The 24,829-nt window shown below is 66.3% G+C and carries 29 protein-coding genes and 1 tRNA gene; 7 read left to right on the forward strand and 23 right to left on the reverse strand.

Translation table 11 applies throughout. The annotated features are described in order from the left end of the window. Positions 1–80: 80 nt before the first annotated feature. The 6 genes from boxB to ACQY5B_RS15800 form a co-directional block, all read right to left on the reverse strand. A complete protein-coding gene (boxB, locus tag ACQY5B_RS15775) occupies positions 81–1,532 on the reverse strand; it encodes a benzoyl-CoA 2,3-epoxidase subunit BoxB (RefSeq protein ID WP_420324529.1) in 1,452 nt (483 codons plus the stop codon). Positions 1,533–1,617: 85 nt separating this feature from the next. Then, positions 1,618–3,276 carry a 2,3-epoxybenzoyl-CoA dihydrolase gene (gene boxC, locus ACQY5B_RS15780; protein ID WP_420324528.1) on the reverse strand — a complete coding sequence of 553 codons (1,659 nt, stop codon included), beginning with the start codon at positions 3,274–3,276 and terminating at the stop codon, positions 1,618–1,620. Positions 3,277–3,422: 146 nt separating this feature from the next. Next, entirely contained in the window at positions 3,423–3,857 is a 435-nt protein-coding gene (locus ACQY5B_RS15785; RefSeq protein WP_420324527.1) for a DUF309 domain-containing protein, read from the reverse strand. Between the two features lie 2 nt (positions 3,858–3,859). Then, a complete protein-coding gene (locus ACQY5B_RS15790; protein ID WP_420324526.1) occupies positions 3,860–4,678 on the reverse strand; it encodes an alpha/beta fold hydrolase in 819 nt (272 codons plus the stop codon). Next, positions 4,675–6,204: a benzoate-CoA ligase family protein gene (locus tag ACQY5B_RS15795; protein ID WP_420324525.1), complete on the reverse strand. Its 1,530-nt coding sequence runs from the start codon at positions 6,202–6,204 to the stop codon at positions 4,675–4,677. The genes ACQY5B_RS15790 and ACQY5B_RS15795 overlap by 4 nt, the downstream gene beginning before the upstream one ends. 226 nt (positions 6,205–6,430) lie before the next feature. Then, positions 6,431–6,985, reverse strand: coding sequence for a MarR family winged helix-turn-helix transcriptional regulator (locus ACQY5B_RS15800; RefSeq protein WP_420324524.1), 555 nt, complete (start codon positions 6,983–6,985; stop codon positions 6,431–6,433). Between the two features lie 62 nt (positions 6,986–7,047). On the opposite strand from ACQY5B_RS15800, the gene ACQY5B_RS15805 reads away from it, so the two are divergent. Together ACQY5B_RS15805 and paaG are read left to right on the forward strand one after the other, a co-directional pair. Next, a complete protein-coding gene (locus ACQY5B_RS15805) occupies positions 7,048–7,539 on the forward strand; it encodes a MarR family winged helix-turn-helix transcriptional regulator (protein ID WP_420324523.1) in 492 nt (163 codons plus the stop codon). Between the two features lie 53 nt (positions 7,540–7,592). Beyond that, positions 7,593–8,381: a 2-(1,2-epoxy-1,2-dihydrophenyl)acetyl-CoA isomerase PaaG gene (paaG, locus tag ACQY5B_RS15810; protein WP_420324522.1), complete on the forward strand. Its 789-nt coding sequence runs from the start codon at positions 7,593–7,595 to the stop codon at positions 8,379–8,381. A gap of 1 nt (position 8,382) precedes the next feature. Here the strand turns inward: paaG and ACQY5B_RS15815 are convergent, their stop codons facing one another. After that, a complete protein-coding gene (locus ACQY5B_RS15815; protein WP_305970730.1) occupies positions 8,383–8,862 on the reverse strand; it encodes a GNAT family N-acetyltransferase in 480 nt (159 codons plus the stop codon). Positions 8,863–8,954: 92 nt separating this feature from the next. Between ACQY5B_RS15815 and ACQY5B_RS15820 the strand changes: the two genes are divergently transcribed. Beyond that, entirely contained in the window at positions 8,955–9,152 is a 198-nt protein-coding gene (locus ACQY5B_RS15820) for a DUF6324 family protein (protein ID WP_043138168.1), read from the forward strand. On the opposite strand, the gene ACQY5B_RS15825 is transcribed toward ACQY5B_RS15820, so the two are convergent. Both ACQY5B_RS15825 and ACQY5B_RS15830 read right to left on the reverse strand, forming a co-directional pair. After that, a complete protein-coding gene (locus tag ACQY5B_RS15825; RefSeq protein ID WP_420324521.1) occupies positions 9,149–9,529 on the reverse strand; it encodes a VOC family protein in 381 nt (126 codons plus the stop codon). The genes ACQY5B_RS15820 and ACQY5B_RS15825 overlap by 4 nt on opposite strands. Before the next feature lie 122 nt (positions 9,530–9,651). After that, positions 9,652–10,113, reverse strand: a complete 462-nt coding sequence (locus ACQY5B_RS15830; protein WP_420324520.1) for an MmcB family DNA repair protein — start codon at positions 10,111–10,113, stop codon at positions 9,652–9,654. A gap of 115 nt (positions 10,114–10,228) precedes the next feature. On the opposite strand from ACQY5B_RS15830, the gene ACQY5B_RS15835 reads away from it, so the two are divergent. Then, a complete protein-coding gene (locus ACQY5B_RS15835) occupies positions 10,229–11,557 on the forward strand; it encodes a coiled-coil domain-containing protein (protein WP_420324519.1) in 1,329 nt (442 codons plus the stop codon). A gap of 25 nt (positions 11,558–11,582) precedes the next feature. Then, positions 11,583–12,320 (forward strand): COG3904 family protein, encoded by a 738-nt coding sequence (locus tag ACQY5B_RS15840; protein ID WP_420324518.1) that lies wholly within the window; start codon positions 11,583–11,585, stop codon positions 12,318–12,320. 286 nt (positions 12,321–12,606) lie between these two features. Here the strand turns inward: ACQY5B_RS15840 and ACQY5B_RS15845 are convergent, their stop codons facing one another. The 7 genes from ACQY5B_RS15845 to rlmB all read right to left on the reverse strand — a co-directional run bounded on the left by ACQY5B_RS15845 (position 12,607) and on the right by rlmB (position 16,911). Continuing rightward, positions 12,607–12,939, reverse strand: coding sequence for a hypothetical protein (locus ACQY5B_RS15845; protein WP_420324517.1), 333 nt, complete (start codon positions 12,937–12,939; stop codon positions 12,607–12,609). 80 nt (positions 12,940–13,019) lie between these two features. After that, the gene (locus ACQY5B_RS15850) at positions 13,020–13,370 is read right to left on the reverse strand and encodes a hypothetical protein (RefSeq protein WP_420324516.1); all 351 of its coding nucleotides are present in this window, start codon (positions 13,368–13,370) and stop codon (positions 13,020–13,022) included. 168 nt (positions 13,371–13,538) lie between these two features. Further along, positions 13,539–14,012, reverse strand: coding sequence for a transcription antitermination factor NusB (gene nusB / locus ACQY5B_RS15855; RefSeq protein ID WP_305972594.1), 474 nt, complete (start codon positions 14,010–14,012; stop codon positions 13,539–13,541). Next, positions 14,009–14,560: a 6,7-dimethyl-8-ribityllumazine synthase gene (locus ACQY5B_RS15860; protein WP_420324515.1), complete on the reverse strand. Its 552-nt coding sequence runs from the start codon at positions 14,558–14,560 to the stop codon at positions 14,009–14,011. The genes nusB and ACQY5B_RS15860 overlap by 4 nt, the downstream gene beginning before the upstream one ends. After that, on the reverse strand, positions 14,560–15,687 hold the full coding sequence (ribB, locus tag ACQY5B_RS15865; RefSeq protein WP_305972596.1) for a 3,4-dihydroxy-2-butanone-4-phosphate synthase: 1,128 nt from the start codon (positions 15,685–15,687) through the stop codon (positions 14,560–14,562). Before ribB ends, ACQY5B_RS15860 begins: the two co-directional genes overlap by 1 nt. A 105-nt stretch (positions 15,688–15,792) precedes the next feature. Further along, a complete protein-coding gene (locus ACQY5B_RS15870) occupies positions 15,793–16,125 on the reverse strand; it encodes a hypothetical protein (RefSeq protein ID WP_420324514.1) in 333 nt (110 codons plus the stop codon). A 9-nt stretch (positions 16,126–16,134) separates the two neighbouring features. Continuing rightward, positions 16,135–16,911, reverse strand: a complete 777-nt coding sequence (gene rlmB, locus ACQY5B_RS15875) for a 23S rRNA (guanosine(2251)-2'-O)-methyltransferase RlmB (RefSeq protein ID WP_420328636.1) — start codon at positions 16,909–16,911, stop codon at positions 16,135–16,137. Between the two features lie 132 nt (positions 16,912–17,043). Here rlmB and ACQY5B_RS15880 point away from each other — a divergent pair. Beyond that, positions 17,044–17,127 (forward strand) — tRNA-Tyr (locus ACQY5B_RS15880). Between the two features lie 429 nt (positions 17,128–17,556). On the opposite strand, the gene ACQY5B_RS15885 is transcribed toward ACQY5B_RS15880, so the two are convergent. The 4 genes from ACQY5B_RS15885 to ACQY5B_RS15900 all read right to left on the reverse strand — a co-directional run bounded on the left by ACQY5B_RS15885 (position 17,557) and on the right by ACQY5B_RS15900 (position 21,057). Continuing rightward, positions 17,557–18,981: a hypothetical protein gene (locus tag ACQY5B_RS15885; protein ID WP_420324513.1), complete on the reverse strand. Its 1,425-nt coding sequence runs from the start codon at positions 18,979–18,981 to the stop codon at positions 17,557–17,559. A 66-nt stretch (positions 18,982–19,047) separates the two neighbouring features. Continuing rightward, positions 19,048–19,848 (reverse strand): metal ABC transporter permease, encoded by an 801-nt coding sequence (locus ACQY5B_RS15890; protein WP_420324512.1) that lies wholly within the window; start codon positions 19,846–19,848, stop codon positions 19,048–19,050. Further along, the gene (locus tag ACQY5B_RS15895) at positions 19,838–20,581 is read right to left on the reverse strand and encodes a metal ABC transporter ATP-binding protein (protein WP_420324511.1); all 744 of its coding nucleotides are present in this window, start codon (positions 20,579–20,581) and stop codon (positions 19,838–19,840) included. The genes ACQY5B_RS15890 and ACQY5B_RS15895 overlap by 11 nt, the downstream gene beginning before the upstream one ends. Then, positions 20,578–21,057 (reverse strand): Fur family transcriptional regulator, encoded by a 480-nt coding sequence (locus ACQY5B_RS15900; protein WP_420324510.1) that lies wholly within the window; start codon positions 21,055–21,057, stop codon positions 20,578–20,580. Before ACQY5B_RS15900 ends, ACQY5B_RS15895 begins: the two co-directional genes overlap by 4 nt. 95 nt (positions 21,058–21,152) lie before the next feature. On the opposite strand from ACQY5B_RS15900, the gene ACQY5B_RS15905 reads away from it, so the two are divergent. Then, complete coding sequence (locus tag ACQY5B_RS15905) at positions 21,153–22,190, forward strand: zinc ABC transporter substrate-binding protein (RefSeq protein WP_420324509.1); 1,038 nt, start codon at positions 21,153–21,155, stop codon at positions 22,188–22,190. Positions 22,191–22,205: 15 nt separating this feature from the next. On the opposite strand, the gene ACQY5B_RS15910 is transcribed toward ACQY5B_RS15905, so the two are convergent. From ACQY5B_RS15910 to ACQY5B_RS15920, 3 genes are read right to left on the reverse strand one after another with little or no spacing between them, the layout of a single operon-like run. After that, the gene (locus ACQY5B_RS15910; protein WP_420324508.1) at positions 22,206–22,982 is read right to left on the reverse strand and encodes a LamB/YcsF family protein; all 777 of its coding nucleotides are present in this window, start codon (positions 22,980–22,982) and stop codon (positions 22,206–22,208) included. Beyond that, positions 22,979–23,980 carry a 5-oxoprolinase subunit C family protein gene (locus ACQY5B_RS15915; protein WP_420324507.1) on the reverse strand — a complete coding sequence of 334 codons (1,002 nt, stop codon included), beginning with the start codon at positions 23,978–23,980 and terminating at the stop codon, positions 22,979–22,981. Before ACQY5B_RS15915 ends, ACQY5B_RS15910 begins: the two co-directional genes overlap by 4 nt. Further along, complete coding sequence (locus ACQY5B_RS15920; protein WP_420324506.1) at positions 23,977–24,720, reverse strand: 5-oxoprolinase subunit B family protein; 744 nt, start codon at positions 24,718–24,720, stop codon at positions 23,977–23,979. Before ACQY5B_RS15920 ends, ACQY5B_RS15915 begins: the two co-directional genes overlap by 4 nt. Positions 24,721–24,829: the final 109 nt, after the last annotated feature.

A 24,829-nucleotide genomic window follows, 5' to 3' on the forward strand; every position in this document is an offset into this window, starting at 1 on the left:
GCTGGTCGGTCCGGCGCGGGGCCCTGCCCCGCGCCGCCCGTTGGTTCGGAAAGGACGGAGGGTTCCCCGCCCCCGCCGCATCAGGCCATGTGCAGCTTGACGTACTCGAAGTCGCCCGGCTTGTTGTCGATGCCCACCTTCGGCGGCGCGATCCAGCTGGCGTATTTGCCCGGCTCGTAGACCGGCTTCATCAGCGACTGGATGTAATCCCCGTCCGCATGGGTCGGCAGCCACTTGGTGAGGCCCTTGTCGTATTCCTCGCCCGAAACATGGTTGCCGTCCGGGTCGAAGTTGTGGCCCGCGAAGATGCCGATCTTGCGGTTGAAGGCCTGGTGCGGCAGCTTCAGCTCGAACTCGATCCCGGCCTTCTCGATGATCTTGTTCCAGCGTTTCACGCCGCCCGCCGCGTCGCGGATATAGTCGTCACGCAGACGCATGTTGATCGCGGTCAGCGCGGGCACGTCCTTTTCGACGATCTTGCCATCCTCGAGGTCGAGCACCTTGTAGGTGTCGTTCTTGAGCATGTGGTCGTCGTCGATCCGGTTCTCCATGTACCGGCCCTTGATGCCCGCGTTGAAGGCATTGGCCGCGTTGGTCGAAACTTCCTGCCCGAAGAGGTCCAGCGAAAGCGTGTAGTGCAGGTTGAGCTTCTTCTGGATGGTCGGCAGGTCGATCACGTTCAGGTCGCGGATCTTGCCCACGTCGTAGGGATCGGTGATGCCCGCCTTGTTCATCGCCTCGACGGTGGCCTGGATGGTGCGGCCGACGCCGGTCTCGCCCACGAACATGTGGTGCGCTTCCTCGGTCAGCATGAAGCGGCAGGTGCGCGACAGCGGGTCGAACCCCGACTGAGCCAGCGATTCCAGCTGCATCTTGCCGTCACGGTCGGTGAAATAGGTGAACATGAAGAAGGACAGCCAGTCCGGCGTTTCCTCGTTGAAGGCACCCAGCATCCGCGGCGCTTCCTCGCTGCCCGACGAGCGGATCAGCAGGTCATCCGCCTCTTCGCGGCCATCCTTGCCGAAGTATTTCTGCAGCAGGTAGACCATTGCCCAGAGGTGGCGGCCCTCTTCGACGTTGACCTGGAACAGGTTGCGCATGTCGTACAGCGACGGCGCGGTCAGGCCCAGGAAGCGCTGCTGCTCGACCGAACCCGGCTCGGTGTCGCCCTGGATAACGATCAGGCGCTTCATCAGGTTGCGGTATTCCCCCGGCACCTCTTGCCAGGCCGGCTGGCCGGCATGTTCGCCACAGGGAATGGTGCGGCCCTCGACCTGCGGCGCCAACAGCACGCCCCAGCGATATTCCGGCATCTTGACGTAGTCGAACTTGGCCCAGCCCTTGGGATCGACGCTGACGGCGGTGCGCAGGTAGACCATCGATTCCTGGAAGTTCTGCGGGATCAGCTTGTTCCACCAGTCCAGGTAGCCGGGGTGCCATTTCGACAGCGCCTTCAACACTTTCTTGTCGGACGACAGACCCACGTTGTTCGGGATCTGGGTGTCATAGCTCACGTTGATCAGATCGAGCATCTCTCTCTCCCTTTGGGTGTGGTGTCACGGGAACGGCCTTCGCCGGGGCCCGCAGGGCGGGGAGGTCCCCGCCATGCCGAACGCGTCAGACGCGCTCCATGTTGTAGTCTCCGCGCACGCCGGTGCCATAACGCTGCAACGCGCCATCGGCCCCCACCGCGTTGGGGCGGTTGAAGATCCAGTTCTGCCAGGCGGTCAGGCGGCCAAAGATCCGGGTTTCCATCGTCTCCGGTCCGGCAAAGCGCAGGTTCGCCTCCATCCCGGTCATCGCATCGGGGCTGAAGCTGGCCCGCTCTTCCATGAAGATCCGCACCTCGTCTTCCCAGTCGATGTCATCCAGGATCATGGTCACAAGGCCCTGCTCATCGGCCTCCTCGGCCTCCAGCGCCTCGCCGATCTTGCCTTTCAGCTCCTCGACATGCTCCGGCTCGCCAAGAAAACGGGTTTCCAGCCGGGTCAGGCCGTTGCCCATCGGATAGGGGCCAAAGTTGTCCTTGGTCAGGGTGATCGTCGCCATGTGGCGGTTGTCGCCCTCGAACTCGTCTTCCATCATGTAGCTGCGGTCCACCGCGAACAGGATCTCGGCCAGCACGCCGACGTAGCAAGATCCATGCTCGACGAAGGCCGCCAGCGAACGCGAGGTCACATCGATCCGCTTGAGCGTGCGTTTCCAGTAGTGACGCACCTCGTTGGACAGCCAGTGATCGGCATTTTCGGCCAGCAGCGCCTCATGCGCGGCCAGCTTCTCCGGGTCGCCCTGGGTGCGGAACACCCACAGACCGATTTCCATCTCGTTCAGGCGCAGGTGCAGGATCGCATCCTCAAGCTCTCGGCAGAGCCTCAGCATGTAGGCCTGGTCGCCCTGGGCGACAAAGGCCTCCATGTCGGCGGGCGCGTCCTCTTCGGGGCCTTTCAGCGTGATCGTCGCCTTGCGCCCCTTGCGGTCGATCTCGACCTCGACCAGCGAATAGCTCACCGCGTCTTCGGTGATGGTCCGCGCCAGCGGGCCCAACTGGATGCCCTGCGCCACGTCCGCCTTGTCCGAGGCCGCGGCGAATTCCTTCGCCCGCTCCATCACCGTATCGTCGAATTTCGAGTTCGGGATGACCTCATCCACCAGGCGCCAGTCCTTGGCGCGCTTGCCCTTCACCCCCTCCTCGATCGAGCAGAAGATATCGGCCAGATCGCGGCGGACCTTGCGCTTGTCGGTGACGCGGGTCAGCCCCCCGGTGCCCGGCAGAACCGCCAGCAGCGGCACCTCGGGCAGACCCACCGAGGACGTGCTGTCATCGGTCAGCATGATGTGGTTGCAGGCCAGCGCCAGTTCATACCCGCCCCCGGCGCAGGCGCCCTTGACGGCGGCAATGTATTTCTGGCCGCTCTCCTCTTCGGCGGCCTCGAAGCCGTTGCGGGTCTCGTTGGTGAACTTGCAGAAGTTCACCTTGTGGCTGTGCGCCGCACCGCCCAGCATCCGGATGTTCGCACCGGCGCAAAACACGCCCGGCTTGCCCGACTTCATGACCACGGTCTTGACCTCGGGGTGCTCGAACCGCATCCGCTGCACGACATCGTTCAGCTCGATGTCCACGCCCAGGTCGTAGGAATTGAGCTTCAGCTTGTACCCCTCGAAGAGCCCCGCGTCCTCGTCGACATCCATGATGAGCGTGGCCACCGGGCCGTCATACTCGACACGCCAATGGCGGTATTTTGTCGGGTCGGTCTGAAAGTCGATCATCTTGGTCATCGGGTCCTCCCTGGTCGCGAAGCTGCAGTCAACTTACATCAAAGCGAAAAGTAAGTAAACTTATGTATGCACAATAGAGCACAAAATAAATCGTTCAAACTCAGTTACTTTGACAAATATCTGCCAAGGGTGACCATTGCTGTGCATTATTTTGCACACCTCAACTCCACTTCCAGGGAATCGAGCATGGCGTGGACGCGACCCGCGCCAATGCCCATGACCTGCGCATCGCGCGACGGGGGCAGCAGCTCTCGCGCGATCCCGCACAGCCGCAGCGCCGCCCCCGGCCGCATCATCTCCTGTTTCAGAAAGGCATTGGCAGTCTGGATCAGCGCCTGAAGGAAACGGCGGTCCTGCCCTTCGGGCAAGGCCATCCAGATCGGCTCCAGCACCTCATGCGCTTCCCAGTAGAAGCCGCTGTCGATGTAAAAAAGACCGTGGCGGAAAGCCTCGCTTTCCGCCATCTCCGCCGGGGTCATGCCCGGCCGGGCCGAGGCCCTGATGTGATCGAACGCGCCCTCCGGGTGCCGGGCGTTCTGTCCCGGCACATGGGCGTGGGTCGGCCTGTGCCAGGCCGACATGGTCACGCGACCTCGGGTTCTGCGGCTTCGATCCGCTCCAGCCGAGCGCAGAACTCTGCAATGCCCGCAACCACCTTTTCCGGCTGGTCCAGGTGCGGCGCATGGCGGCATTCGTCCAGTATCAGCGTGTCCACCGGCGCATAGCTGCGGTTCTCGACCTCGTCGATCTGGGCCAGCGTGCCGTACTGGTCCTCCCTGCCCTGCACCGCCAGCACCGGGATCCGCAGATAGTCGATCACGTCGCCCACGTTCCAGGCTTTGAAATCCGGGTGCAGCCAGCTGTCGTTCCAGCCGCGGAAGGTATTGTCCGGGTCCCGATGATAGCGTGCCATCTTCTCGCGCAGGTCGGTCGTCTCATAGGCCTCTTTCGCCTTGGCGATCTCGGCCAGCCCCATCTCCTCGGTAAAGAAATGCGGCGCCATCAGCACCAGCCCGCGCACCCGCAGGTCCGACACGCTGCCCGCGTAAATCGCCGCGATGGTCGCGCCGTCGCTGTGTCCCACCAGCACCCCGCGCCGAAAGCCGATCGCCTCCAGCACCTCGGGCAGCACGTCCACCGCCTCGCGCGTCATGTAGTCCAGCGGGCGCGGCAGGTCCGCCGGGTCCGACTGGCCATAGCCCGCGCGCGAAAAGACAAAGACGCCAAAGCCCGTCGCCTCGGCCAGCGCCTTGGGGAACTCCCGCCACAAGGCGGTGCAGCCCAGCCCCTCGTGCAGCAGCACCAGCGTCGGCGCCTTGTCCGGCGCGGGTCCGTAACAGCCGTATTCCAGTTCCTTGCCCCCGGCGCTCAACCGGCCGCTTTCCGTCCATTCAGCAGTCATGCCGCCCCTCTCAGCTTGAATCGTTGAATTTTCCCCGTCGCGGTTTTCGGCAGGTCCTCGACCACCTCGATCCAGCGCGGGTATTTCCACATGCCGATCTTGTCCTTCACGAACTCCTTGAGCCCGTCGACCGCAGCGGCCTCCTGCCCTTCCTTGAGCACGACAAAGGCCTTTGGCTTGTCCAACCCCTTTTCATCGGCACAGGCGACCACCGCCGCCTCCAGCACCGCGGGATGTTCCACCAGCGCCTGCTCGACCTCGAAGGGGCTGACCCAGATGCCGGAAACCTTGAACATGTCGTCCGTCCGCCCGCAGTAGACGTAGCGCCCTTCGGGGGTGCATTCGTACTTGTCCCCGGTGCGGGTCCAGTGCCCCTCGAAGGTCGACCGCGACTTGTGCCGCCGGTTCCAGTAGCCGTCCGCCGCCGAAGGCCCGCGCACCAGCAGTTCGCCCACCTCGCCCTCGGACACATCCTCGTCGTGTTCATCGACCAGCCGCACCTCGTACCCCGGCACAGGTGTGCCGGAGGTGCCATAGACGATCTCTCCGGGCCGGTTGCTGAGAAAGATGTGCAGCATCTCGGTCGAACCGACACCATCGACGATCTCCGTCCCGGTCATCTTGAACCAACGCTCGCCAACCTCCCTGGGCAGCGCCTCGCCGGCAGAGGTGCACAGCCGCATGGCATGGGCCGGCACACCCATTTTGTCCATCGCGGCGTTCATCGCGGCATACAGCGTCGGCACCCCGCAGAACAGCGTCGGCCGCTCGGCCTCCAGGATGGCAAAGACCACCTCGGGCGTGGGCCGTCCGGACAGCAGCACCGTCGTCGCGCCCACCGCCATCGGAAAGGACATGGCATTGCCCAGCCCGTAGGCGAAAAAGATCTTGGCGACGGAATAGACGGTGTCCTCTTCGCGGATGCCAAGCACCTGCGCGCCGAAGGTATCGGCGGTGGCCTTCAGGCTGGAATGGACGTGACGCACGCCTTTGGGCTGCCCCGTCGATCCCGAGGAATAGAGCCAGAAGGCCATTTCGTCGTCAAAGGCCTCGACCGGTTCCTCGACCGGCGCATCGGCAATGAAATCCTCGTAGCTCTCGGTGCCCTCCGGCGCCGCGCCGATCACCACGACGGCCCGCAGAAAGCGGTTGTCCTCGATCGCCGGCTTGACCGTCTCCCACAGCTTCTCCGACACCACCAGGATCGAGGCCCGGCTGTCGCTGAGGATCGACTCGTAGACCGAGGCCGACAGAAGCGTGTTGAGGGGCACGGGGATCGCCCCCGCCTTGAGCGCCCCCCAGAAGATCACCGGAAATTCGACCTGGTCCTGCACGATCATCGCGATCCGCTCTTCTCGCCGCACCCCGTGGCGATAGAGCGCGCCGGCAAAGCGGCCCGTCTGCTCGGCCAGCTCGCCGTAGGTCAGGCTGCGCTTGCGGCCGTCCGCCTCGCGAAAGGCCACCTTGTCGGCGCGCCCCTCGTCAACGTGGCGGTCCACGAAATATATCGCTGCGTTTCCATTCATGACTTGGCCTCCTCCTGCCGGTCATCCCGTCCCTTATCCGGTGCAGCGATCCTCCCCGATCGAACCGCACCCATGACGCGCCGCGACGATCCAGCCTGCGGACAGCGCGGAATCGTCATTTTGATAAGCGTACACCTTATTTGCGCGATATGCAATTTGATGCAACAAGTATGAGGAGATGCCAAAAATGTGCATTATAATGCGGAAAGCAACGTGAAAACCGGGCTCAGTCGCCCTTGGGCTCCGCATCCACCGGGCCCCCGGCATTCTCCTCGATCAGGTGCAGCGCGGCGTTCAGCGCCTGCACCTCGGCCGGGGATAACCCGTGCATCAACCGTCGATCCGCCGCCTGAACCGCCTCGTAGGCGCGGCGATGCAGCAGTTCGCCGTCCTCTGTCGGATGCAGCGCATAGGCGCGCCGGTCCCCTTCGGCCTGGCACCGCTGGATCAGACCCGCCGCCTCCAGTTCATCCACGATCTTGACGAGGTTGGGACGTTCGATCGCCAGCGCATCGGCCAGTTGCGTCTGTCGCAGCCCCGGTCGGTCCACCACCACGGCCAGCGCCGAAAAGGTGGTCCGCCGCAAACCGAAAGGCGCCAGTTCCTGCGATATGGTCGACAGCATCTGCACCGTGGCACGCCGCAGCCGATAGACCGTCAATTGCCTCAGACCCGCATCCGGTCGTTCCATCCCCGACCCTTTCTTCATCTTGTCGTCCCGCCAGACCGCGTACAGCAGGCGGGGCGCATCGCGGCAGACCTGCCCGGCAACGCCGGACAAAAGACAGTATCATGACAATATGCGTGCTTGTCACTTTCGTTTGCCCGTCCGATCATGGCCCGATGAAAGACATTTACACAATGCCCGGCCACCTGATCCGACGGCTGCAACAGCTCTCGGCCTCGATCTTTGCCGAACGCATGCGCGAAGCGGGTGTCGACCTCACCTCGCCGCAGTTCGCGGCCCTTGCCATGCTGCAGGAACATCCCGGTATCGACCAGGCCACCCTGGCCGGGATGATCGCCCATGACCGTGCCACCATCGGCGGCGTGATCGAACGGCTCTGCGCCAAGGGATTGATCGAACGCCGGACCAATCCCAAGGACCGCCGCGCCAAGGTGCTGGCCCTGACGCCCGAGGGCGCCGAGCGCATCGCCCACATCCGCCCCATCGTCGAAGAGATGCAGCGCAACCTGCTGGTGGGACTAAACGAGGACGAAAAGCGCGAGTTCATCCGCCTGGCCACCAAGGTCGCCATCGCGGGCAACGATCGCACCCGCGCGCCGCTGCGGATGCCGCCGGAGAAGCCCGCGACCAAGACCGGGACAGATTGATCCCGCCGCGCGCCCGTGCCATCCACCGCGACAATCGCCTTGAGGAGGGGAACATGTCGGACACCATTCTTGTCGCCGATCACGGCAGCTGGCTGGAAATCACGCTGAACCGGCCCGAGCGGCTGAACAGTTTCACGCCAGAAATGCACCTGGCCCTGCGCGCCGCCCTGACCCGGGCGGCGGACGAGGCCAAGCGCGCCGTCCTGCTGACCGGAGCGGGGCGCGGCTTTTGCGCCGGGCAGGACCTGGGCGACCGCGACCCGCGCAAGATGGACGGCCCACCCGACCTCGGCGAGACCGTCCGCAACTACTGGGCACCGCTGGTCCGCCAGATCCGCGCGCTGGAAATGCCGGTGATCTGCGCCGTCAACGGGGTGGCCGCCGGGGCCGGATCCTCGGTCGCGCTGGCCTGCGACATGGTGCTGGCCGCCGAAAGCGCCAAGTTCATCCAGTCCTTCTCCAAGGTCGGACTGATCCCCGACACCGGCGGCAGCTGGCACCTGACGCAGTTCCTCGGCCGCGCCCGCGCGATGGGCCTGGCCCTGACCGCCGAACCTCTGCCCGCGCAAAAGGCCGAGGACTGGGGCCTGATCTGGAAGGCGCTGCCGGACGACGCCCTGATGGACGAGGCGCGCAAGCTGGCGGCCCGGTTCGCCGAGGGCCCAACCTTTGGCTATGCCCGTACCAAGGAGGCGATCACCGCCGCCACGACCAACACGCTGGACGCGCACCTGGATCTCGAGGCCGAGCTGATGAAGGCCTGCGGCGAACACCCCGACTATGCCGAGGGTGTCGCCTCGTTCCTTGACAAGCGCGCGCCGAAATTCACCGGCGAACGCTGACTCACAGGTCCACCTCGTAGCCCTGTTCCACGACCTCCGTGCCGAAACTCACCTTCGGCTCGGAGCGGACCAGCCGCCAGCCTGATCTTTCGTACAAGGCGCAGGCCGCACGGTGGCTCTGATGCGTCCAGAGCGCCATCCGGCGATAGCCCGTTTCCCGCGCGAACCCCATGCAGGCCTCCAGCAAGGTCCGCCCCAGCCCCTTGCCCCGCGCCTCCGGCACCAGCAGGAAAAGGCGCAGCTTGGCGGTCACCTCGTCCTCGCGCACGCAAAAGATACTGCCCAGCCGCCGATCCCCGTCCCACGCGATAAAGGATCTTTCGCAGGCCGGGTCATGATCGCGCGCGAAATCCTCGAGGATCTGCCGCACGAGCACCGCAAAGCTCTCGTCAAAGCCCTCATCACGGGCGTAAAGCCGCGCGTGCTGATCGACAAGCCAGTCGATGTCACCCGGGCCAAGGTGTTTCAGGTCGATTGTCATGCGGGGAAGAAACCCCCGCACCGCTTGCAAATCAAGCCTTTCGCCGCTAGGTCACGACGATCTTTCGCGGGTCTCAGAGAAGGCAGAGGCAGATGGGCATCAACGACGAACGCGACATCGAGGCCAACCTCCAGATTGGCCCCACCGACGCCGGCATGGTCCGGCTGTTCATCCTCGCCGACGGGATCGAGATCCCGATGGACTTCGACCCGGTCGAGGCCGAGGAAATCGCCGAGGAACTGCGCGCCGCCGCCGCCACCGCGCGCAAGGCAAAACCGAAGAAACGCTAGGGTTTCGGCACATGCTGGTCCAGAAAGATCCGGTTTCCATCCGGGTCGACCAGCGTCATGCAGGCCGGTCCCGCCCCCTCGTCGTCCGTGCCTTTTTCCGGCTCGATCCCCTGCGCACGCAGGCGCGCCTGGATCTCTCGGATATCGGTGAAGTCCGACAGAACCTCATCCTCGGACCGCCAGCCGGGGTTGAAGGTCAGCATGTTGCCGTCGAACATGCCCTGGAACAGGCCGATCACGCTGTCGCCGTTGCGCAGGACCAGCCATCCCTCGTCGACCACGCCGCCGATCGGTCGGAACCCCAACGCCTCGTAGAACGTCTTTGAGGCGCCGAGGTCACGGACCGAGAGACTGACCGAAAACGCACCAAGTTCCATGGCAATTCCTTTCCGATGACAAGGGACCGTTCCCGACATCGTGGGCCGGATCCGTCCCGCCCGGCAACCCCTGTCCGGGCCCGCCCGCGAAATTGCCCCCGGTCCCTTCAGCCCCGGTCCCGTCAGCCCAGGTGTTCCAGCCCCGCGCCGGGATCGCGCAACCCGTGCAGCCGACGCGCCGCATGGACCGCGAACTTGCGGATCAGCTTGTTGCGCCGGGCCGCCGCCAGCTTGTCCTCGGGCCCCATGCGCAGGATCTCGGCATCGTAGGCATCGGCGATGATCAGTCCCGTGCCCTCGGGCAGCAGGTCGGTCGGGAACGCCTGGTCCACCGCCCAGAAATAGCGGTCACACCAGTCCAGATATCCCTGCCACTTGCCGTCGCTCATGTAATCCGCGCGGCTCGACTTGCACTCGACCACCCACAGCTCACCCTTGGGGCCCAGCGCCATGACGTCCACCCGCAGCCCCCGGTCGGGCACGAATTCCTCGATCACGGCAAAGCCATGCCCCGCCAGGTGGCGGCACACGCCCCGCGCCAAGAGCTGGCCGGGCATCAGGTCGGAGGTGACAGGCAAGTCCATGCCCAAATCATTGAACATTTCGTGAACAAATGCAACCCCAGCGCCCGGGCGCCTTCCCTCTGCCGGGGAATGATCTAGGCTCGCCCGAAACCACAGCGATGACGCAAGGCCCCGCATGTCCCAGGACCAGACCGACACCCGCCTGACCCGCGCCGAAGCCCGCGGCGTGCGCGCCGCACGCGAACTCGAGGGCCACCTGACCTGGCTCGACACCTTCTCGGGCACGGCGCTTGGCGTGCTCTCGGTCGCCTCGGGGATCTACACCTATCTCGGCGTCTCCTCCCTGCTGGATGAAAACGGCGCCATGTCGGTCTTTGCCGCCATCGCCTATTCCACAGCCGTTTCCGTGGGCATCTTCGTCTTCTGGTCCTACATGCTGCGGCTCTTCCCTGCCGTCCGCTCCACCCGCGCGCGCACCGGGCTGATGGCCGCCATGGGGCTGGGCAGCCTTGCCATCGTCGCCATGTCCTCCTGGCTGAACGCCGCCGCCCTGGCCGGCTCGGCCGCCGTCGAACAGCACCTTGCCGAAACCGTACAGGATTACCAGGCGGCGCTCGAACGCGCGCATGAGATCGCGTTGACCGGCCAGGCGCTGGAACGCGACGTCGCCCGTGTCCGCCAGTCCTTCGAGGACCTGTCCGATCTCGAGGCACAGGGCGCGCTCTCCGGGCTCGCCGGGCGCGGCGCCGTCTTCCGGGTCCTGCGCCAGAAAGCCGCCGAGCTCACCGCGCTCGAGGCGCAGATCGCCGAACAGACCCCGCTGGTCGACACCGCCTTTACCGAGGGCAACACCATCCTCAGCCGGATGCGCGCCCTTACCGTCGAACCCGGCAGCGTCGAGGCCCGCAGCGTCGAGTTCTCCGAGGCCGCCGTGCGCCTGCAGGGACTCATCACCCAGCTGCGCCAGCTGTCGGTTGCCCCGCTGGTCGAACGCGCGGCACAGGATCTTGCCGCCTCGGTGGTGCTGCCGGAACTCGACGGCAGCACGGCACAGGGCCGCGCCGACCAGTCCGCCACCATCACCTCGGTGCTCGAGGTGCTGGCACAGCGGGCGGCGACGCTGGAACGCGCGGCGCAGAACGTCCAGTCGCTGCAACCGCCGACCGATGTCACCTACACGCCGCTCTCCGCCGCCGACGCGGTGATCCTGTATGCGCGCAACTTCGTGCCCTCCTGGGCCGGGGCCATCGCCATCGACTTGCTTCCGATGGTGCTGGTCTTCATCCTTGCCATCACCCATGCCGCCATCCGCCAGGGCCGCGAGGGCGCCGGGGTCGAGGACACGCTGACCCTCGCCGAACTGCGCGCCGCCGTCACCGCCCTGCGCGAGGTCGAGGCCGTCGCCGGGCCGCCGGCAGCTCCGCCCGCACAGGCCACCCAGGCCGCGGCCACCCCGCGCCCCGAGGGCGAGGACGTCACACCGCTCAAGGGTAAATCCGCGTGAGACAGCTCATGCAGGGACACCAGCCATGAACCGTTCCGTCGCCCGCACCCTGTCGGCCGTCCTCGTCTTCCAGGTGGGGATTGGCGTCCTCTTGGTCCTCGGCGACATGCGCCAGGGGCCAATCTCACTGCCCGGCTTCCGCCCCGATGCCCCCCGCCTCTCGGACCCCGTGCGCCCGGGCGACCAGCGCAGGATCTTCGACCCCGGCCGCGACCGCCCCGCCGTGGCCCCCGAACGCGATCCGGGCGAACTGCCCGACCGGCTGACCCTGACCTTCGACCAGGGGACATGGCGGCTCGAAGGGGCCATCGCCGAGGGTGACGCGGAACGCGTGATCCCCCAGATCGACCGCGCCGACCCGCCGATCGAAACCCTTCTGCTGCAATCCGAAGGCGGCTCGGTGCGCGACGCGCTCGATCTCGGGCGGCACCTGCGCGCCTCGGGCATCGCCACGCAGGTTCTGTCGGGGGAATTCTGCTATTCCGCCTGCCCCTACCTCTTTGCCGGCGGCCAAACCCGCAGCGCCGCCGCCTCCGCCTCCATCGGGGTGCACCAGCACTACTTCGGAGAAAACACTCTTCTGCCCGCCTTCACCGCGGTCGAGGACATCCAGCGCGGCCAGGCCGAGGTCATGGGCTATCTCGACGACATGGGTGTCGATACCCGCGTCATGCGCCACGCGCTCGCCACGCCGCCCGATGAAATCTACATCCTCCTGCCAGAGGAACTGGCACGCTACGCGCTTGTCACGGATACGCCCTGAGGCGGGTGACACAAAATCTTCGCAGGCCCTTGTCTCGGCCCCCCGCGCAACTTAGGTCTGCGCTTGGCGGGTTCTGCCCTTCTCGTGAGACGGGTACATTCCGGTGGCCTTAAGCAAATCCGAGGGAGCTGGCTCTGGCGGGATCGTGGTCTCGTTACCTGGCGCCCACCTGTATACACAGGTCCTCGGGAATGCGTTACCCACACGGTTGGCGTGGTTCCCGCCGCTTCCCCATCATGACCCAACCGGCAAGCAGGCTGGAGGGCGGGCCGCTGAGCCGTATGGCTCAGCCGGGGCGTCCGGAAGACGCCTTGCGCCCGAACCCGGGCCGCTGGCTCGTGACCTCGACGGGCACCGGGCGCCGCGGCCCGCGGGGCGGCGATGACGCAGGGGGCTTTCTCTCGCCCAGCCGCATGATCGAAATCGCGAATTGCGCCGCCGCAAAGACCGCCGCGAAATGCACCCAAAGCAGCAGCACGGCAAAGGGGCCGATGCCGGTATGGGTTGCAAGGTGCCACAGGTTGCCCACGTCCAGCGCCAACAGGCCCGCCACGAACACCGTGGCCAAACCCGCGCCGACAAGGCACTGCGTGATGCAAAGTCGGATGATCCGGGGCATGCGCGCCTCCTTTCCAGTGTGAAAAGGGTATGGCGCGCGGCGCATCCGGCAAGCCCCGGGTGCGATAAGTGGTCAGCAGCTCAGCGGCGCTGCAATCCGCCCAGTGTCCGCTCCTGCAGCGCCCGGTTCTGCGGGGCCTCTGCCCCCACCCGCACAGGCGCCGGCTCCTGCGGGCGGGCGTCCTGGCGCTTGCCGCCGGATGTGTCGTCTTCCTGCGCCATGCGCATGATCGAGATGGCAAACTGCACGCCCGCAAAGACGATGCCATTGAACATGAACAGCATCAGCACCGCCACGATCCCCATGTCGCTGCCGGAAATCAGGTGCCAGAGGTTGGCCACGTTGAACCACAAGAGCGCGCCCACAAAAACGGCCGACAGGCCAAAGCCGGCCAGGACCTGCAGGATATAAAGTCGGATGAGCTTGGGCATGGGGCAACTCCATCGCATTCCGGGTTCAGAATACAACTTGGGGTGCAGAAGGCAACCTTGCAAGGGTTAAGCCTTCGTGACCTCCTTGTACGTTTTGCCGATTTCCGCGTACGAAACGTACAAAACGTACAAGGGTCTTCCCTGGCCCCGCCGCCCGGCAGGCCCGTCTCAGAACGCCTCGGGGCGTGCCTCGCGGGCCATGTGGTCCAGCACCGCGTTCACGAAACGCGCTTCCTTGCCGTCGGGAAAAAAGGCGCTCGCCACGTCCATGTATTCGACAATCGCCACCTTCGGCGGCGTGTCGAACTCCAGCAGCTCGGCCCCCGCCACGCGGAACAGCGCCCGCAACGTGGGGTCGATCCGCGCAATCGGCCATTTCGCCACCAGGGCCCGGTCGGTCATCTGGTCGATCTTCACCTGCCAGTTGACCGCCTGTTCCAGCAGCCGGGCAAAGAAGTCGATGTCGCCGTCGATCATCTCTTCGCCGTCGATCTGTTCCGCGCCGAACCGGAATTCCAGAAACTCGCGGCGCACCTTGTCCACCCCGGCATCCGATTGTTCCATCTGGAACAGGGCCTGAACCGCGTAAAGCCGCGAGGCGCTGCGCATCTTGCGTTTCTGGTTGCCCGAAAGCTTGGTCATGCGATGTCGGGGTCCTTGCTGGTGCCTGCGATCTGGATTTCCTCGCCGAAGGGGGCGAATCCCACCCCCTTGCGCGAGCCGCCCCACTTACGTTCCAGCGCCAAGAGATGCAAGGCCGCAGCCGCCGCACCGCCCCCCTTGTTCTGGCCCTTGGCCTCGGCCCGCACGCGGGCCTGTTCGTAGTTTTCCACCGTCAGGATACCATTGCCGATGCACAGCCCCTGCAGGCCCAGCAGGGTCAGCGCGCGGGAACTGTCATTGCACACGGTCTCGTAATGGGTGGTCTCCCCCCGGATCACGCAGCCCAGCGCCACATAGGCATCATAATTCGACAGCCGTCCGGCGATACCGATGGCGGTCGGCACTTCCAGCGCGCCGGGCACCTCGATGGTCTCGTGCCAGCCGCCCGCCGCCTCGATCTCGGCCTCGGCCCCGGCGACCAGTTGATCGGCGATGTCCTTGTAGTAGGGCGCCACGACGATCAGCACCTTGACCGGCTTGTCGAATGTCGGCCGGTCAAGCGTGTGATGGGTTTCATTCGATGCCATCAACCCAGCTCCGAAATCTTGCGAGTGCCCGTGATTTCAAGGCCGTAAGCCTCTAGCCCGACAACCTTGGGGGTCGGCGAATTGGTCAGCAGCGTCAACTTGGACAGGCCAAGCGAGGACAGGATCTGCGCCCCCAGCCCGTATTGTCGCAGCGTCTTGGGAGAGACCTCGTCGCTGACGTCCAGGTGCTGCGAGGTATCGCGAAGCAGGACGACAACACCACGTCCCTCGCGCGCGACTTCCTCCATCGCGTGCTGGAACTCATGCGCCCGGCCCTTCGGCCCGGTGCCGATCACATCCAGCATCGGATCCATCGCATGCATCCGCACCAGCACCGGATCGGGGGTCGAGATGTCGCCCTTCACCAGCACGATATGCTCGTCGCCGTGGGTTTCGTCGGTATAGACCCGCATCAGCCATTCACCGCCGAATTCGGAGGTGATCGGCGTCTCGGTGCGGACCTTGACCAGGTTGTCATTGCGACGGCGGTAGGCAATCAGGTCGCTGATGGTGCCGATCTTCAACCCGTGGCGCTGCGCAAAGGCGACCAGCTCGGGCAGGCGCGCCATCGTGCCGTCCTCGTTCATGATCTCGCAGATCACGCCCGCCGGGTTCAGCCCGGCAAGCCGGGAGATGTCGACTGCCGCCTCGGTGTGACCCGCCCGGACCAGCACCCCGCCCTTGCGGGCACGCAGCGGAAAGACATGGCCCGGCGTGGCGATATCTGCCGCCCCTTTCGAGGCATCGACCGCCACGGCGATGGTCCGCGCGCGGTCGGCGGCGGAAATGCCCGTCGTGACCCCTTCGCGCGCCTCGATCGACGTGGTGAACGCGGTTTCGTGCCGGGACGAATTGTTCGTCGACATCAGCGACAGGCCCAGTTCCTCGATCCGGTCCGAGGTCATGGACAGGCAGATCAGCCCGCGGCCATAGAGCGCCATGAAGTTGATCGCATCCGGCGTTGCCCATTGCGCGGGAATCACCAGGTCCCCCTCGTTCTCGCGGTCTTCATGGTCGACCAGGACGAACATGCGCCCGTTGCGGGCGTCGTCGATGATCTCCTCGATCGAGGAAATTGCGTTTGACCAGTCCTGTTCCACCGGTCCGGGATTCTCGAAATCGGGCATAGGGCCTCCCTCCTGCCAGTCTCAGGCGGGATACTTGAGAGACGGGTCAAATGCCAGAGGCAAGCGGCACGCTCCGGCATTCCGTACGGTCCCGCCACGCCGCCCTTAGTCGAAGATGTCCTCGATCAGGTCAAAGGCCTCGCTCAACAGCTTGTAGGCCGGGCTCTTGCGTCGCTTTTTCTTCTTTTTCTTCGTCTTCTTCAGGGGCGGTTCCCAGGTTTCCCGGCGCGCGGCATGGACTTCGGGCGCGCGCTTGCGCTTGCCCTTGCGGGGAGGGCGATGCGCCTCGGGATCGACGGCATCGACGCGCAGCGATTTCAGGTTGTGGAGCGGCGCCCCGCAGCCGGAACAGGCAAGTTCGTTCCGCTTCTCCCCTTCCAGGCGCAGCGCGGCGCGGGTGCCGCAGTAACAACAGGTTGCGATCTTCGTGGTGGGCATCCAGCGCAGTTAGGCACGCGCCGCGTAAAGCGCAACCGCCGCCGCGTTCGACACGTTGAGAGAGCCGAAGTCGCGCGCGAAGTTGATCCGCACCAGCGCGTCGACCGTCTCCTTGGTCTTGGGCCGCAGCCCCGGCCCCTCTGCCCCCAGCACCAGCGCGACAGGCACATCCCGGCGGCCCTCCAACGCTTCCTCGATGGTCTGTTCCGCTTCACCATCCAGGCCCAGCACCAGGTATCCCATCTTCTGCAAGGCGACGATGGTGTCCGCCAGGTTGCGCTCGCGCAGGTAGGGCTGGCGTTCCAGCGCGCCGCTTGCGGTCTTGGCCAGGGCCCCGGTTTCCGGCGCCGCATGGTGACGGGTGCCGATGACCGCCTGCGCCCCGAACACCTCGGCCGAGCGTAGAATCGCCCCGACGTTATGCGGGTCGGTCACGCGGTCCAGCAGAACCAGCCGCAAGGCCCCCTCGCCCGAAAGCGCCACGTCTTCCAGCCGCCCCCAGTCCAGCGGCTTGACCTCAAGCGCCGCGCCCTGGTGAACGGAGCCGGGATCCAGCGGCGCGCCGAACTTGCGCGGATCGTGGATTTCGGGCGTCATGCCAGCGGCGTCCACCGCATCGGTCAACTTTTCGGCGGCATTGGGCGTCAGGATCAGCCGCAGCTTGTCCCTGCGGGGGTTCACCAGTGCATCACGCACCGCGTGCAGTCCGAAGAGCCAAACGGTTTCCGCCGCCGAAGCGCGTTTCGCCTGCTCCTTCTCGATCACCCATTTCGGTTTCTTCGCCATCGCCTGTGCCCCCATGTCCTGAGGTGACAGGCTTTGCATCCAAGAAGGGCCTTTGCCAAGGGAATTTCCTGTTGACGGGGATTTTGGGCGGATGTAATCAGCCCCCCACGCCGGCAGCGACCGGCGCTCGGTGGGCGACAGGCCGCAAGGTGTGGCAGGGGACTGTAACTCCCTCGCGGAGACGCACGCTTGGTTCGATTCCAAGGTCGCCCACCATCTTCCTTCACATTTCGAGTGTTGGCTGATGGTGACCCGCACAGACGATGGCCATCGAGGCGGGTCTTTCGCGAATGCCGCGTCCACCGTTTGACCTCATCCGGCATGGCAACGGTCTATGGGACACTGCCAATGCGCGGGCAGTCAGCGTGGTCATGCGAACGTGCAACACCAGTTTGGCGCTTCACGACTTAACAATACGACGCTCGCGATGGTCCCAAATGAACGCATGTGCTGCTTGAGTGGCGCCGACCCCCTCCAAACAGGGGGCGCAGGTGTCCAGCGCATCTGCCTATGCAGCCGCCGCGCGAAACCACTGGGCGGAAACCGGCAGACGCGCCAAGACGTTAACGGGCCTTTCCGCGAACAATGCCATGCGGGTCGAACACCCTGCAAAGGACAATCCGACGGCCCAGTCTTGCCTGCAGTTCACCCGATGACAAAGGCGTAAATCACCACCCAGGCAGACAAGAGCGCGCCGACGATGACGACAAAGGCCCCGTTCCAACGGACCCCGACGTGCAAGGCGCTGACACCGGCAAAGGAGCCGATCAACAGGGTGGTCGCCGTGAAAGGCGAGCAAATCCCGCTGATGGCCCAGCCTGCCGCGATGGCCGCCACCAAGGCCGATGGACTGACCCCCAGCACCTCGGGTGCCGGGATGATCGACGAAAAGAGCGTCACCGCAAGGATCGGATTCATGCCCAGTTGGCCCAGGAATGGCACCAGCCAGACCAGCAGCACCAGAACCGCCCAGGTCGGCAGCGCGGCCAGATCGATGCCCGCCCCGGCCACCACCGGGCCCAGCAGTGGGCCACCCACGGTCCCGATATAGCCCGCCATCATCAACAGCGTGACCTCGCCCCGGGTGCCGGGCAGTTCCTGCGTGACGTAGCGCACCAACCGGTCACGCATCCCGTAGTCCAGCGCGCCGCCCCGATGCTGGACCAGCGCCCAGCCCAGCGACAGGACGGGCACCACCAGCATCACGATCCCCACGATCCGGAAACCGGTCTGGGTGTGCAGCACGGACACCGTCACCCCCAGCAGGACCAGAAGCAGCAAAAGCGGCCGCATCAGCGCCCAGGAGCCCTCGACCGGCCCGCGTGGCGGCGGCGGAACCGACAGTTTCGGCTTGAAGATCCGGTCCAGCGCCCAGCCTGCCACGATGATGATCCCCGCGCTGACGAACCCGGCGGGCGCCGATGCCGCCCAGCGGGCGCCGGGAATCAATGCATTGGTGATCGCCATGGAAAACCCCAGCGGCGACCAGGGCAGCGACGAGATGAAACCACGCTGGATCGCCAGCAGCATACGCCGCGTGCGATGGCTCCGGATCTCGGCATTGGGCTCCTGCGCGGCGCTGGTTGTCGCCAGGTTTCCCAGCAGCGAGATCGCCCCGTAGTTCAGCAACAGGGCGAACATGTGGCTGCCCACTGTCAGCGCGGCATAGCGGCGCCCGGGCGGCTGCTCGGCCAGGAACATCCCCGCGGCGCGGATGGACGGAGAGCTTTCGGCCACATTGCGCAGCGTGGTCAGCGCGGCGAAAAAGGCGGCAATGAAGCCGGCAGAGCCCAAGGCGTGCAGCACGGTTGTCTGCCAATCGGGCAGAACCGCCACCGCCACGCCTGTCAGCACCAGGGCCGCAAAAACAAAGGCCTGCCGTGACCGCCTAACCCTGGTTGCCAGCAGGGCCACCAGCGCCGTCACCAGGAAAGGGATCAGGACAAATGCGCCGTGCAGGTCCCATTCGTCCAGTGTGACCACGATCGCGACCAGTACCAGCAATACGCCGGTGGCCGCATCCACCTTGTCTGTCCGCCGCGCAGAAATCGCCGCTCTCCCGGTTGTCACTTCGCTCGGGTCTGTCCTACCCGCTGCGTCAACAAGGGGACAGCCGCAATCCGGTCCGCCGCGGGATCAGCCATTGCGCCCGCCGACCAGATGCCCGCCAAGGGCGCTTATGCCAAAGGTGATGGCGGCGACGCAGACGATGCTTGGCCCCGCGGGCGTGTCAAAGCTCCACGCAGCCCCGAGCCCGCCCAGCGCGGCGATCACGCCCACCGAGGCCGCTCCCGCCAGCATCCCTTCGGGCGTGCGGGACAGCGGACGCGCCGCCGCCGCCGGAATGATCAGCAGGGCCGCAATCAGCAGCGCGCCAACCACCTTCAACGCGACCGCCACGACCAAAGCCAGCGCCAGCATCAGGGTCACGCGTTCGCGTTCCGGATTCACACCGGAGGCGGCCGTCAGATCGGGCGAGAGGGTGGACAACAGCAAGGCCTGCCAGCGCCAGCCGATCAACGCCGCAACCGCAGCGCCCCCGCCCCAGATCACCGCCAGGTCCATCTTGCTGACCGCCAGGATATCTCCGAACAGATAGGCCTCGAGGTTCAGGCGCGGGCCTGACAGGAGACTGGACGCCACCAGCCCGGTCGCCAGGGCCGCATGGGCGGCGACGCCCAGGACCATGTCGGCGGCATAGCCGCGCCCGGTCAGGCGCGCGACGCCAAAGGCGACCAACAACGCCACCACCAGCGTCCCGGCGAAGACAGGCACCGACAGCGCCAGCGCCAGCGCCACGCCCAGGATCGCCGCGTGCGAGGTCGCGTCGCCGAAATAGGCCATGCGCCGCCAAACCACGAAGACCCCCAGCGGGGCCGCCGCCAGCGCCGCCCCCACCGCCGCCAGCACCGCACGGACAAGGAAATCATCCAGCATCGCAGGTCGCTCCCGGCGCGTGATCGTGACGGTGCGTGTGTTCGTGCCGGTAAAGCGCCAGCGCCCCCTGCGTTCCGGTTCCGAACAGGGCGCGGTATTCCTCGGCCTGGGCCACGACCTCGGGGTGACCTTCACAGCAGACATGACCGTTGAGGCAGATCACCCGGTCGCTCGCGCTCATGACAACGTGCAACTCATGGCTGACCATCAGGACGGCACAGCCCATGCGGTCGCGCAACGCCTCGATCTGGCGATAGAAACTGGCCTGTCCCGGCTGGTCCAGTCCGGTTGTCGGCTCGTCCAGGATCAGGATCTGCGGATCGTTCAGCAGCGCCCGCGCCAGCAGGACCCGCTGGAACTGCCCCCCCGACAGGTCCGACATCTGCCGGTCTGCGAGGTCGCCTGCCCCGGCCTCGTCCAGCACCTTGGAACAGTCCGCCGCGCTGACCCTCTTCGGCAAGTTCAGGAACCGGGCCACCGTCATCGGCATCGACCCGTCCAGCCGCAGCCCTTGCGGCACATAGCCCAATCGCAGCGCAGGCTGGCGCGTCACCTTCCCGCGCGACGGTTTCAGCGCACCGATCAGCGCCCGCAGCAGCGTCGACTTGCCCGAACCGTTCGGCCCCACCACGGTGACGATCTCTGCTGGCGCGATCGAGAAATCCACGTCGCGCAGGACCTCGCGCGTGCCGTGCCGCAGGGTCAGGCCCCGCGCCTCGATCAATCCGCTCACGCGCCAGCCTCCACGCAGGCGGGACACAGGCCCTCTGCCTCGATCGCCACGCGTTCGACCTTGAATCCCAGCTCCCCGGCGGCGGCCCGCAGCGCATCAGAGGCCCGCCGTCCCGGGGTTTCGGCCACTGCCGAACAGGCGCGGCAGATCAGGAAACAGGGCGCGTGCCGTTCCCCCGGCGCCGTGCAGGCGACAAAGGCGTTCAACCGCTCGATCCGGTGGGCGAAACCGTTGGCCACAAGGAAATCCAGCGCCCGGTAGGCCACCGGCGGCTGCGAGCCCAGCCCTTCCTTGCGGAGCACGTCCAGCACGTCATAGGCACCCATCGCCCGATGCTCGTCTAGCAGGATCTCCAGCACCCGACGGCGCACCGGCGTGAACTGCAGCCCCTGCGCCTTGCAGGCCTCTTCGACCGTGCGCAGCGACGTGGCAATGCAATGGTGGTGGTCGTGATGTTCGAACCCCTTGGTTTCCATGTCGCGACTCTCCTTCGGGTTTGGGGTTGATATGGTATAACGTTTTGCCGTACAAGCCCGCGAACGTTATATCATAACATGCGATCCGAGGTTCCATGCTCCGCCCCCTTGTTCTGTCCGCCTTCCTCACCCTGCCCCAGATCGCCTCGGCAGAGGTGCCCCGCGTCGTCACCGACATCGGCCCGGTCGAAAGCCTGGTCGCCACGGTCCTGGGCGATCTCGCCACGCCAGAGCGGCTGCTGGCCCCCGGTGCCTCGCCGCACCATATGGCCCTGCGCCCCAGCCAGGGGCGCGCCCTGTCCGAGGCGGATGTGGTGATCTGGGTCGGGCCAGACCTGACGCCGCAACTGCAAGAGCAGATCGACGCGCTGGCCGGATCGGCCCTGTCGCTGGCCCTTGGCGAAGCGCCCGGAACGCATCTCTTGCCCTTCCGTGACACCGGCCTGTTTCCGCATGAACACGATGAGCATGATGAGCATCACGACGAACACGATGAACATGCGCACGGCCATGATGATCACGACGATCATGACGACCACGATGATGACCACCATGACGACCACGACGACGACCACCATGACGACCACGCCGAAGCGCATCATGCCCACGACGGTCACGGCGCGCATGACTCGCATGTCTGGCTCTCTCCGGAAAACGCGACCCTCTGGCTGACCCTGATCGCCGAGGCCCTGTCACAAGCAGATCCCGAGAACGCCGCCATCTACATTGCCAACGCCGAGGCTGGCGCCCGGACCATCGCAGAGGCCGTTGAACAGGCACGCGCAGTCCTGGATCCGGTCGCGGACCGCCCGCTCGCCCTCGCCCATGATGCCTACCAGTACTACGAGGAATTCTTCGATCTGAGCGTCATCGGCGCCATCTCGGACGCGGATGCGAACACGCCCGGCCCCGCCCGCCTCGCCGCGCTGCGCGACGGGCTGGCCGAACAGGGTGCGGCCTGCATCCTGACAGAAACCTCCACGGACCCGCGCCTGCTGGAAGCGGTCAAGGCCAGCGGCCTGCCCTCGGTGCAGCTCGACCCGCTGGGAACGGATCTGCCGCAGGGCACCGCGCTGTACCCTGCGCTGATCCTTGAAACCGCGATGCGAATCGCCGACTGCGCCGGCAACTGACCCGCGCCGGGGCCCTTATGGGGCCCCGCGACGCCCCTCGAAGGCTTTGACCTCGATCCCTGCCGCCTCCAGCGCGCCGCGCACGGCGCGTGCCATCGGCAGGGCCGTCGCACCGTCCCCATGCAGGCAGATCGTGTCGATCCCTGCCGGGATCGGATCGCCTGTCTCCGGCAGGATCGCCCCCGCCTGAACCATCTTCACGATTCGCGGCGCGGCCACCTCGGGGTCATGCAGCACCGCGCCGGGGAGGCTGCGATCCACCAGGGTCGCATCCGCGTTGTAGGCCCGGTCGGCGAAAATCTCGCCCGCCCAGAGGCACCCCAGCCGTTCCACAACCCGCTGCTGCGCCGTCGCCGCCAGCACCATGACGATGATCTCCGGCGCCACTTCCAGCGCGGCACCGTAACAGGCTTCGGCCAGCCCCTCGTCCTCGGAGGTCATGTTGGACAGAGCACCATGCAGTTTCAGGTGCCGCACCTCGGCGCCCAAGGCCCGCGCCATGCCCAGCGCCGCCCCCAACTGGTACTGCACCATGTGCCGCAGCGACCGCTCGGGCAGGTGCATCCGCCGCCGACCAAAGCCCTGCAGATCGGCAAAGCCCGGATGCGCGCCAATACCCACGCCCCGCGCCTTGGCCGTGGTCATCGTCTCGGCCATCACGTCCCAGTCACCGGCGTGAAAGCCACAGGCGACATTGGCGCTGGTGACAACTTCCAGCAGGGCGGCGTCCTGCCCCATCACCCATGGGCCAAAGCTTTCGCCCATATCGGCATTCAGATCCACGGATGTCATGACAACTCCTCCCCGGCGGTCACGCCGCCGATCAATTCATACGACAGCAGGTCCGGCATATCCGCCGGATCGCGCACCAGCGGGCGCACGGCAATGTTTTCCAACCCGCGTCGGAACGCGCCCTCCGCCTCCAACGCCTCGTCGCGCGACACGAACCGGAACCGCAGCTCCGCGCCCGGCGCGGCCTGTGCCACGCGCGGCAGGTCCGCCGGAATCACCGTGCCGATGCGCGGATAGCCCCCGGTGGTCTGGCATTCATAAAGCAGCACATAGGGCGCGCCGTCGCCGGGGATCTGGATGTCACCGGGCGTGATGACCTCTGACACGATGCTCTGGCCCTCGGTCAGCCCATAGCCCTCGCCCTCGGGCAGCAGGCGAATGCCCATCCGGTTGCCCCGGCTGTCGCGCGCAAAGCGCTCTGCGACAAAGCGCGCCCGCATGTCCTCGGGAAACATCCCCGTCTGCAACGAGGGCAGCACCCGCAGGACACCTCCGCCGAACCGGTCCACCGGGTCCAGTGTCAGCCCGGCCTCGTTCCCCGTGTCCCCCCCGAGCGGCAGGCGATCGCCCGCCTCCAGCAGCCGCCCCAAACCGGCGTTCAGATGCGCCGACCGCGCCTCCAATTCCTCGGGCAGGTCGAAGCCACCGCCCAGCGTCAGGTAGCCGTAGACCCCGTGCAAGGCGCCACCGATCTCCAGTACCGCACCGGCAGGCAAGGCGTGGCTGGCGTTCCAGGCCAGCGGCGCGCCGTCAAGCGTGGCGCGCATCGGCGCCCCGGTCAGGGCGACGCGGCAGGGCACGTCCGCGCGGAAGCGCCCACCGTAGCCCGCCAGTTCCAGCGCCGTGCGCACCGGCTGGCGCAAGAGCGCCGCGCCCTCGGCCAAGGCCAGCCGGTCCGCCGCCCCGCCCCGCGACAGGCCCAGAGCCATGTAGCCCGGCCGCCCGCCATCCTGAACCGTCACGCCCGGTCCGGCCTGCAGGATCTCCAGAAGGCTCATGCCAGCGGCTCCACGGTCACACCGCCCATCGGATCGTCCGAGAGCCGGTCCCAGGCCTCCGCCGGGACCGCGTCAAAGACCACCTCGTCACCGGGCCGCAACAGGAAAGGCGTCTGGCTCTCGGGCCGGAACAAGGGCGCCGCCGTGCGCCCCACCTGTCGCCATCCCGTCGGCGCCGAGACCGAAAACAGCACGAATTGCCGGATCGCCACCACCAGCGCCCCCTTGGGCACCCTGGGCGTCAGCCCGGACTGGCGCGGGATGTCCCAGGCCTCTGGCAGCGTGCCCAGATAGGGCTGGCCGGGCGCAAAGCCGATGGCATTGACCCGCACCCGTGCCTGCGACAGCTCCCGTTGCGCGGCCGCAGCGCTCATGCCCGCAGCCTCGGCCGCCTCATCCAGCTGCGGACCGAATTCGCCGCCATAGATCGTGGGAATGCGCAACAGCCGCCGACCCTCGGGCAAGGGCGCCGCGTACCAGTCGTCCTGCGTCAGCCGCGCCTCAAGGTCCGCACCCAGGCGCTCCAGCGACAGGAAAAGCGGATCGAACCGCAGGTAGGTGGAAACCAGCGAGGTCGAAATTTCCTCGACCCCTTCCGGCGGATCGCGCTCGACCGCCGCCCGAAAGGCCAGCGCCGCCCTGTTCGCCGGTTCCGACAGGGCCGGGCCGAACTGCACGATCACGCCATCCAGCCCGATGGGCGCAATCCGGGGAAAGTCAGTGCAAGGCTCTGTCGTCACGTCCAAGGCTCCTTGGCGCACAGAGCATCATGCGCCGCGCCCCTTGTCCACCGCTTCCCGCTTTTGCGCAAAGGCGCGTCGCCCCTGGCGTCTATTCCGTGAAGAATAT

It is taken from the genome of Antarctobacter sp. (assembly GCF_965277915.1).
GTDB lineage: Bacteria > Pseudomonadota > Alphaproteobacteria > Rhodobacterales > Rhodobacteraceae > Antarctobacter.

What these genes read in the sequence shown, in the direction of transcription:
- ACQY5B_RS15835 (WP_420324519.1), top strand. Translation starts at nt 10,229, where the DNA reads ATGTCCCAGGACCAGACCGACACCCGCCTGACCCGCGCCGAAGCCCGC.
- boxC (WP_420324528.1), bottom strand. Translation starts at nt 3,276, where the DNA reads ATGACCAAGATGATCGACTTTCAGACCGACCCGACAAAATACCGCCAT.
- ACQY5B_RS15845 (WP_420324517.1), bottom strand. Translation starts at nt 12,939, where the DNA reads ATGCCCCGGATCATCCGACTTTGCATCACGCAGTGCCTTGTCGGCGCG.
- ACQY5B_RS15890 (WP_420324512.1), bottom strand. Translation starts at nt 19,848, where the DNA reads ATGCTGGATGATTTCCTTGTCCGTGCGGTGCTGGCGGCGGTGGGGGCG.
- rlmB (WP_420328636.1), bottom strand. Translation starts at nt 16,911, where the DNA reads ATGGCGAAGAAACCGAAATGGGTGATCGAGAAGGAGCAGGCGAAACGC.
- nusB (WP_305972594.1), bottom strand. Translation starts at nt 14,012, where the DNA reads ATGACCAAGCTTTCGGGCAACCAGAAACGCAAGATGCGCAGCGCCTCG.
- boxB (WP_420324529.1), bottom strand. Translation starts at nt 1,532, where the DNA reads ATGCTCGATCTGATCAACGTGAGCTATGACACCCAGATCCCGAACAAC.
- ACQY5B_RS15840 (WP_420324518.1), top strand. Translation starts at nt 11,583, where the DNA reads ATGAACCGTTCCGTCGCCCGCACCCTGTCGGCCGTCCTCGTCTTCCAG.
- ACQY5B_RS15905 (WP_420324509.1), top strand. Translation starts at nt 21,153, where the DNA reads ATGCTCCGCCCCCTTGTTCTGTCCGCCTTCCTCACCCTGCCCCAGATC.
- ACQY5B_RS15870 (WP_420324514.1), bottom strand. Translation starts at nt 16,125, where the DNA reads ATGCCCACCACGAAGATCGCAACCTGTTGTTACTGCGGCACCCGCGCC.
- ACQY5B_RS15900 (WP_420324510.1), bottom strand. Translation starts at nt 21,057, where the DNA reads ATGGAAACCAAGGGGTTCGAACATCACGACCACCACCATTGCATTGCC.
- paaG (WP_420324522.1), top strand. Translation starts at nt 7,593, where the DNA reads ATGTCGGACACCATTCTTGTCGCCGATCACGGCAGCTGGCTGGAAATC.
- ACQY5B_RS15850 (WP_420324516.1), bottom strand. Translation starts at nt 13,370, where the DNA reads ATGCCCAAGCTCATCCGACTTTATATCCTGCAGGTCCTGGCCGGCTTT.
- ACQY5B_RS15815 (WP_305970730.1), bottom strand. Translation starts at nt 8,862, where the DNA reads ATGACAATCGACCTGAAACACCTTGGCCCGGGTGACATCGACTGGCTT.
- ACQY5B_RS15785 (WP_420324527.1), bottom strand. Translation starts at nt 3,857, where the DNA reads ATGTCGGCCTGGCACAGGCCGACCCACGCCCATGTGCCGGGACAGAAC.
- ACQY5B_RS15860 (WP_420324515.1), bottom strand. Translation starts at nt 14,560, where the DNA reads ATGGCATCGAATGAAACCCATCACACGCTTGACCGGCCGACATTCGAC.
- ribB (WP_305972596.1), bottom strand. Translation starts at nt 15,687, where the DNA reads ATGCCCGATTTCGAGAATCCCGGACCGGTGGAACAGGACTGGTCAAAC.
- ACQY5B_RS15830 (WP_420324520.1), bottom strand. Translation starts at nt 10,113, where the DNA reads ATGGACTTGCCTGTCACCTCCGACCTGATGCCCGGCCAGCTCTTGGCG.
- ACQY5B_RS15795 (WP_420324525.1), bottom strand. Translation starts at nt 6,204, where the DNA reads ATGAATGGAAACGCAGCGATATATTTCGTGGACCGCCACGTTGACGAG.
- ACQY5B_RS15825 (WP_420324521.1), bottom strand. Translation starts at nt 9,529, where the DNA reads ATGGAACTTGGTGCGTTTTCGGTCAGTCTCTCGGTCCGTGACCTCGGC.
- ACQY5B_RS15820 (WP_043138168.1), top strand. Translation starts at nt 8,955, where the DNA reads ATGGGCATCAACGACGAACGCGACATCGAGGCCAACCTCCAGATTGGC.
- ACQY5B_RS15790 (WP_420324526.1), bottom strand. Translation starts at nt 4,678, where the DNA reads ATGACTGCTGAATGGACGGAAAGCGGCCGGTTGAGCGCCGGGGGCAAG.
- ACQY5B_RS15915 (WP_420324507.1), bottom strand. Translation starts at nt 23,980, where the DNA reads ATGAGCCTTCTGGAGATCCTGCAGGCCGGACCGGGCGTGACGGTTCAG.
- ACQY5B_RS15910 (WP_420324508.1), bottom strand. Translation starts at nt 22,982, where the DNA reads ATGACATCCGTGGATCTGAATGCCGATATGGGCGAAAGCTTTGGCCCA.
- ACQY5B_RS15805 (WP_420324523.1), top strand. Translation starts at nt 7,048, where the DNA reads ATGAAAGACATTTACACAATGCCCGGCCACCTGATCCGACGGCTGCAA.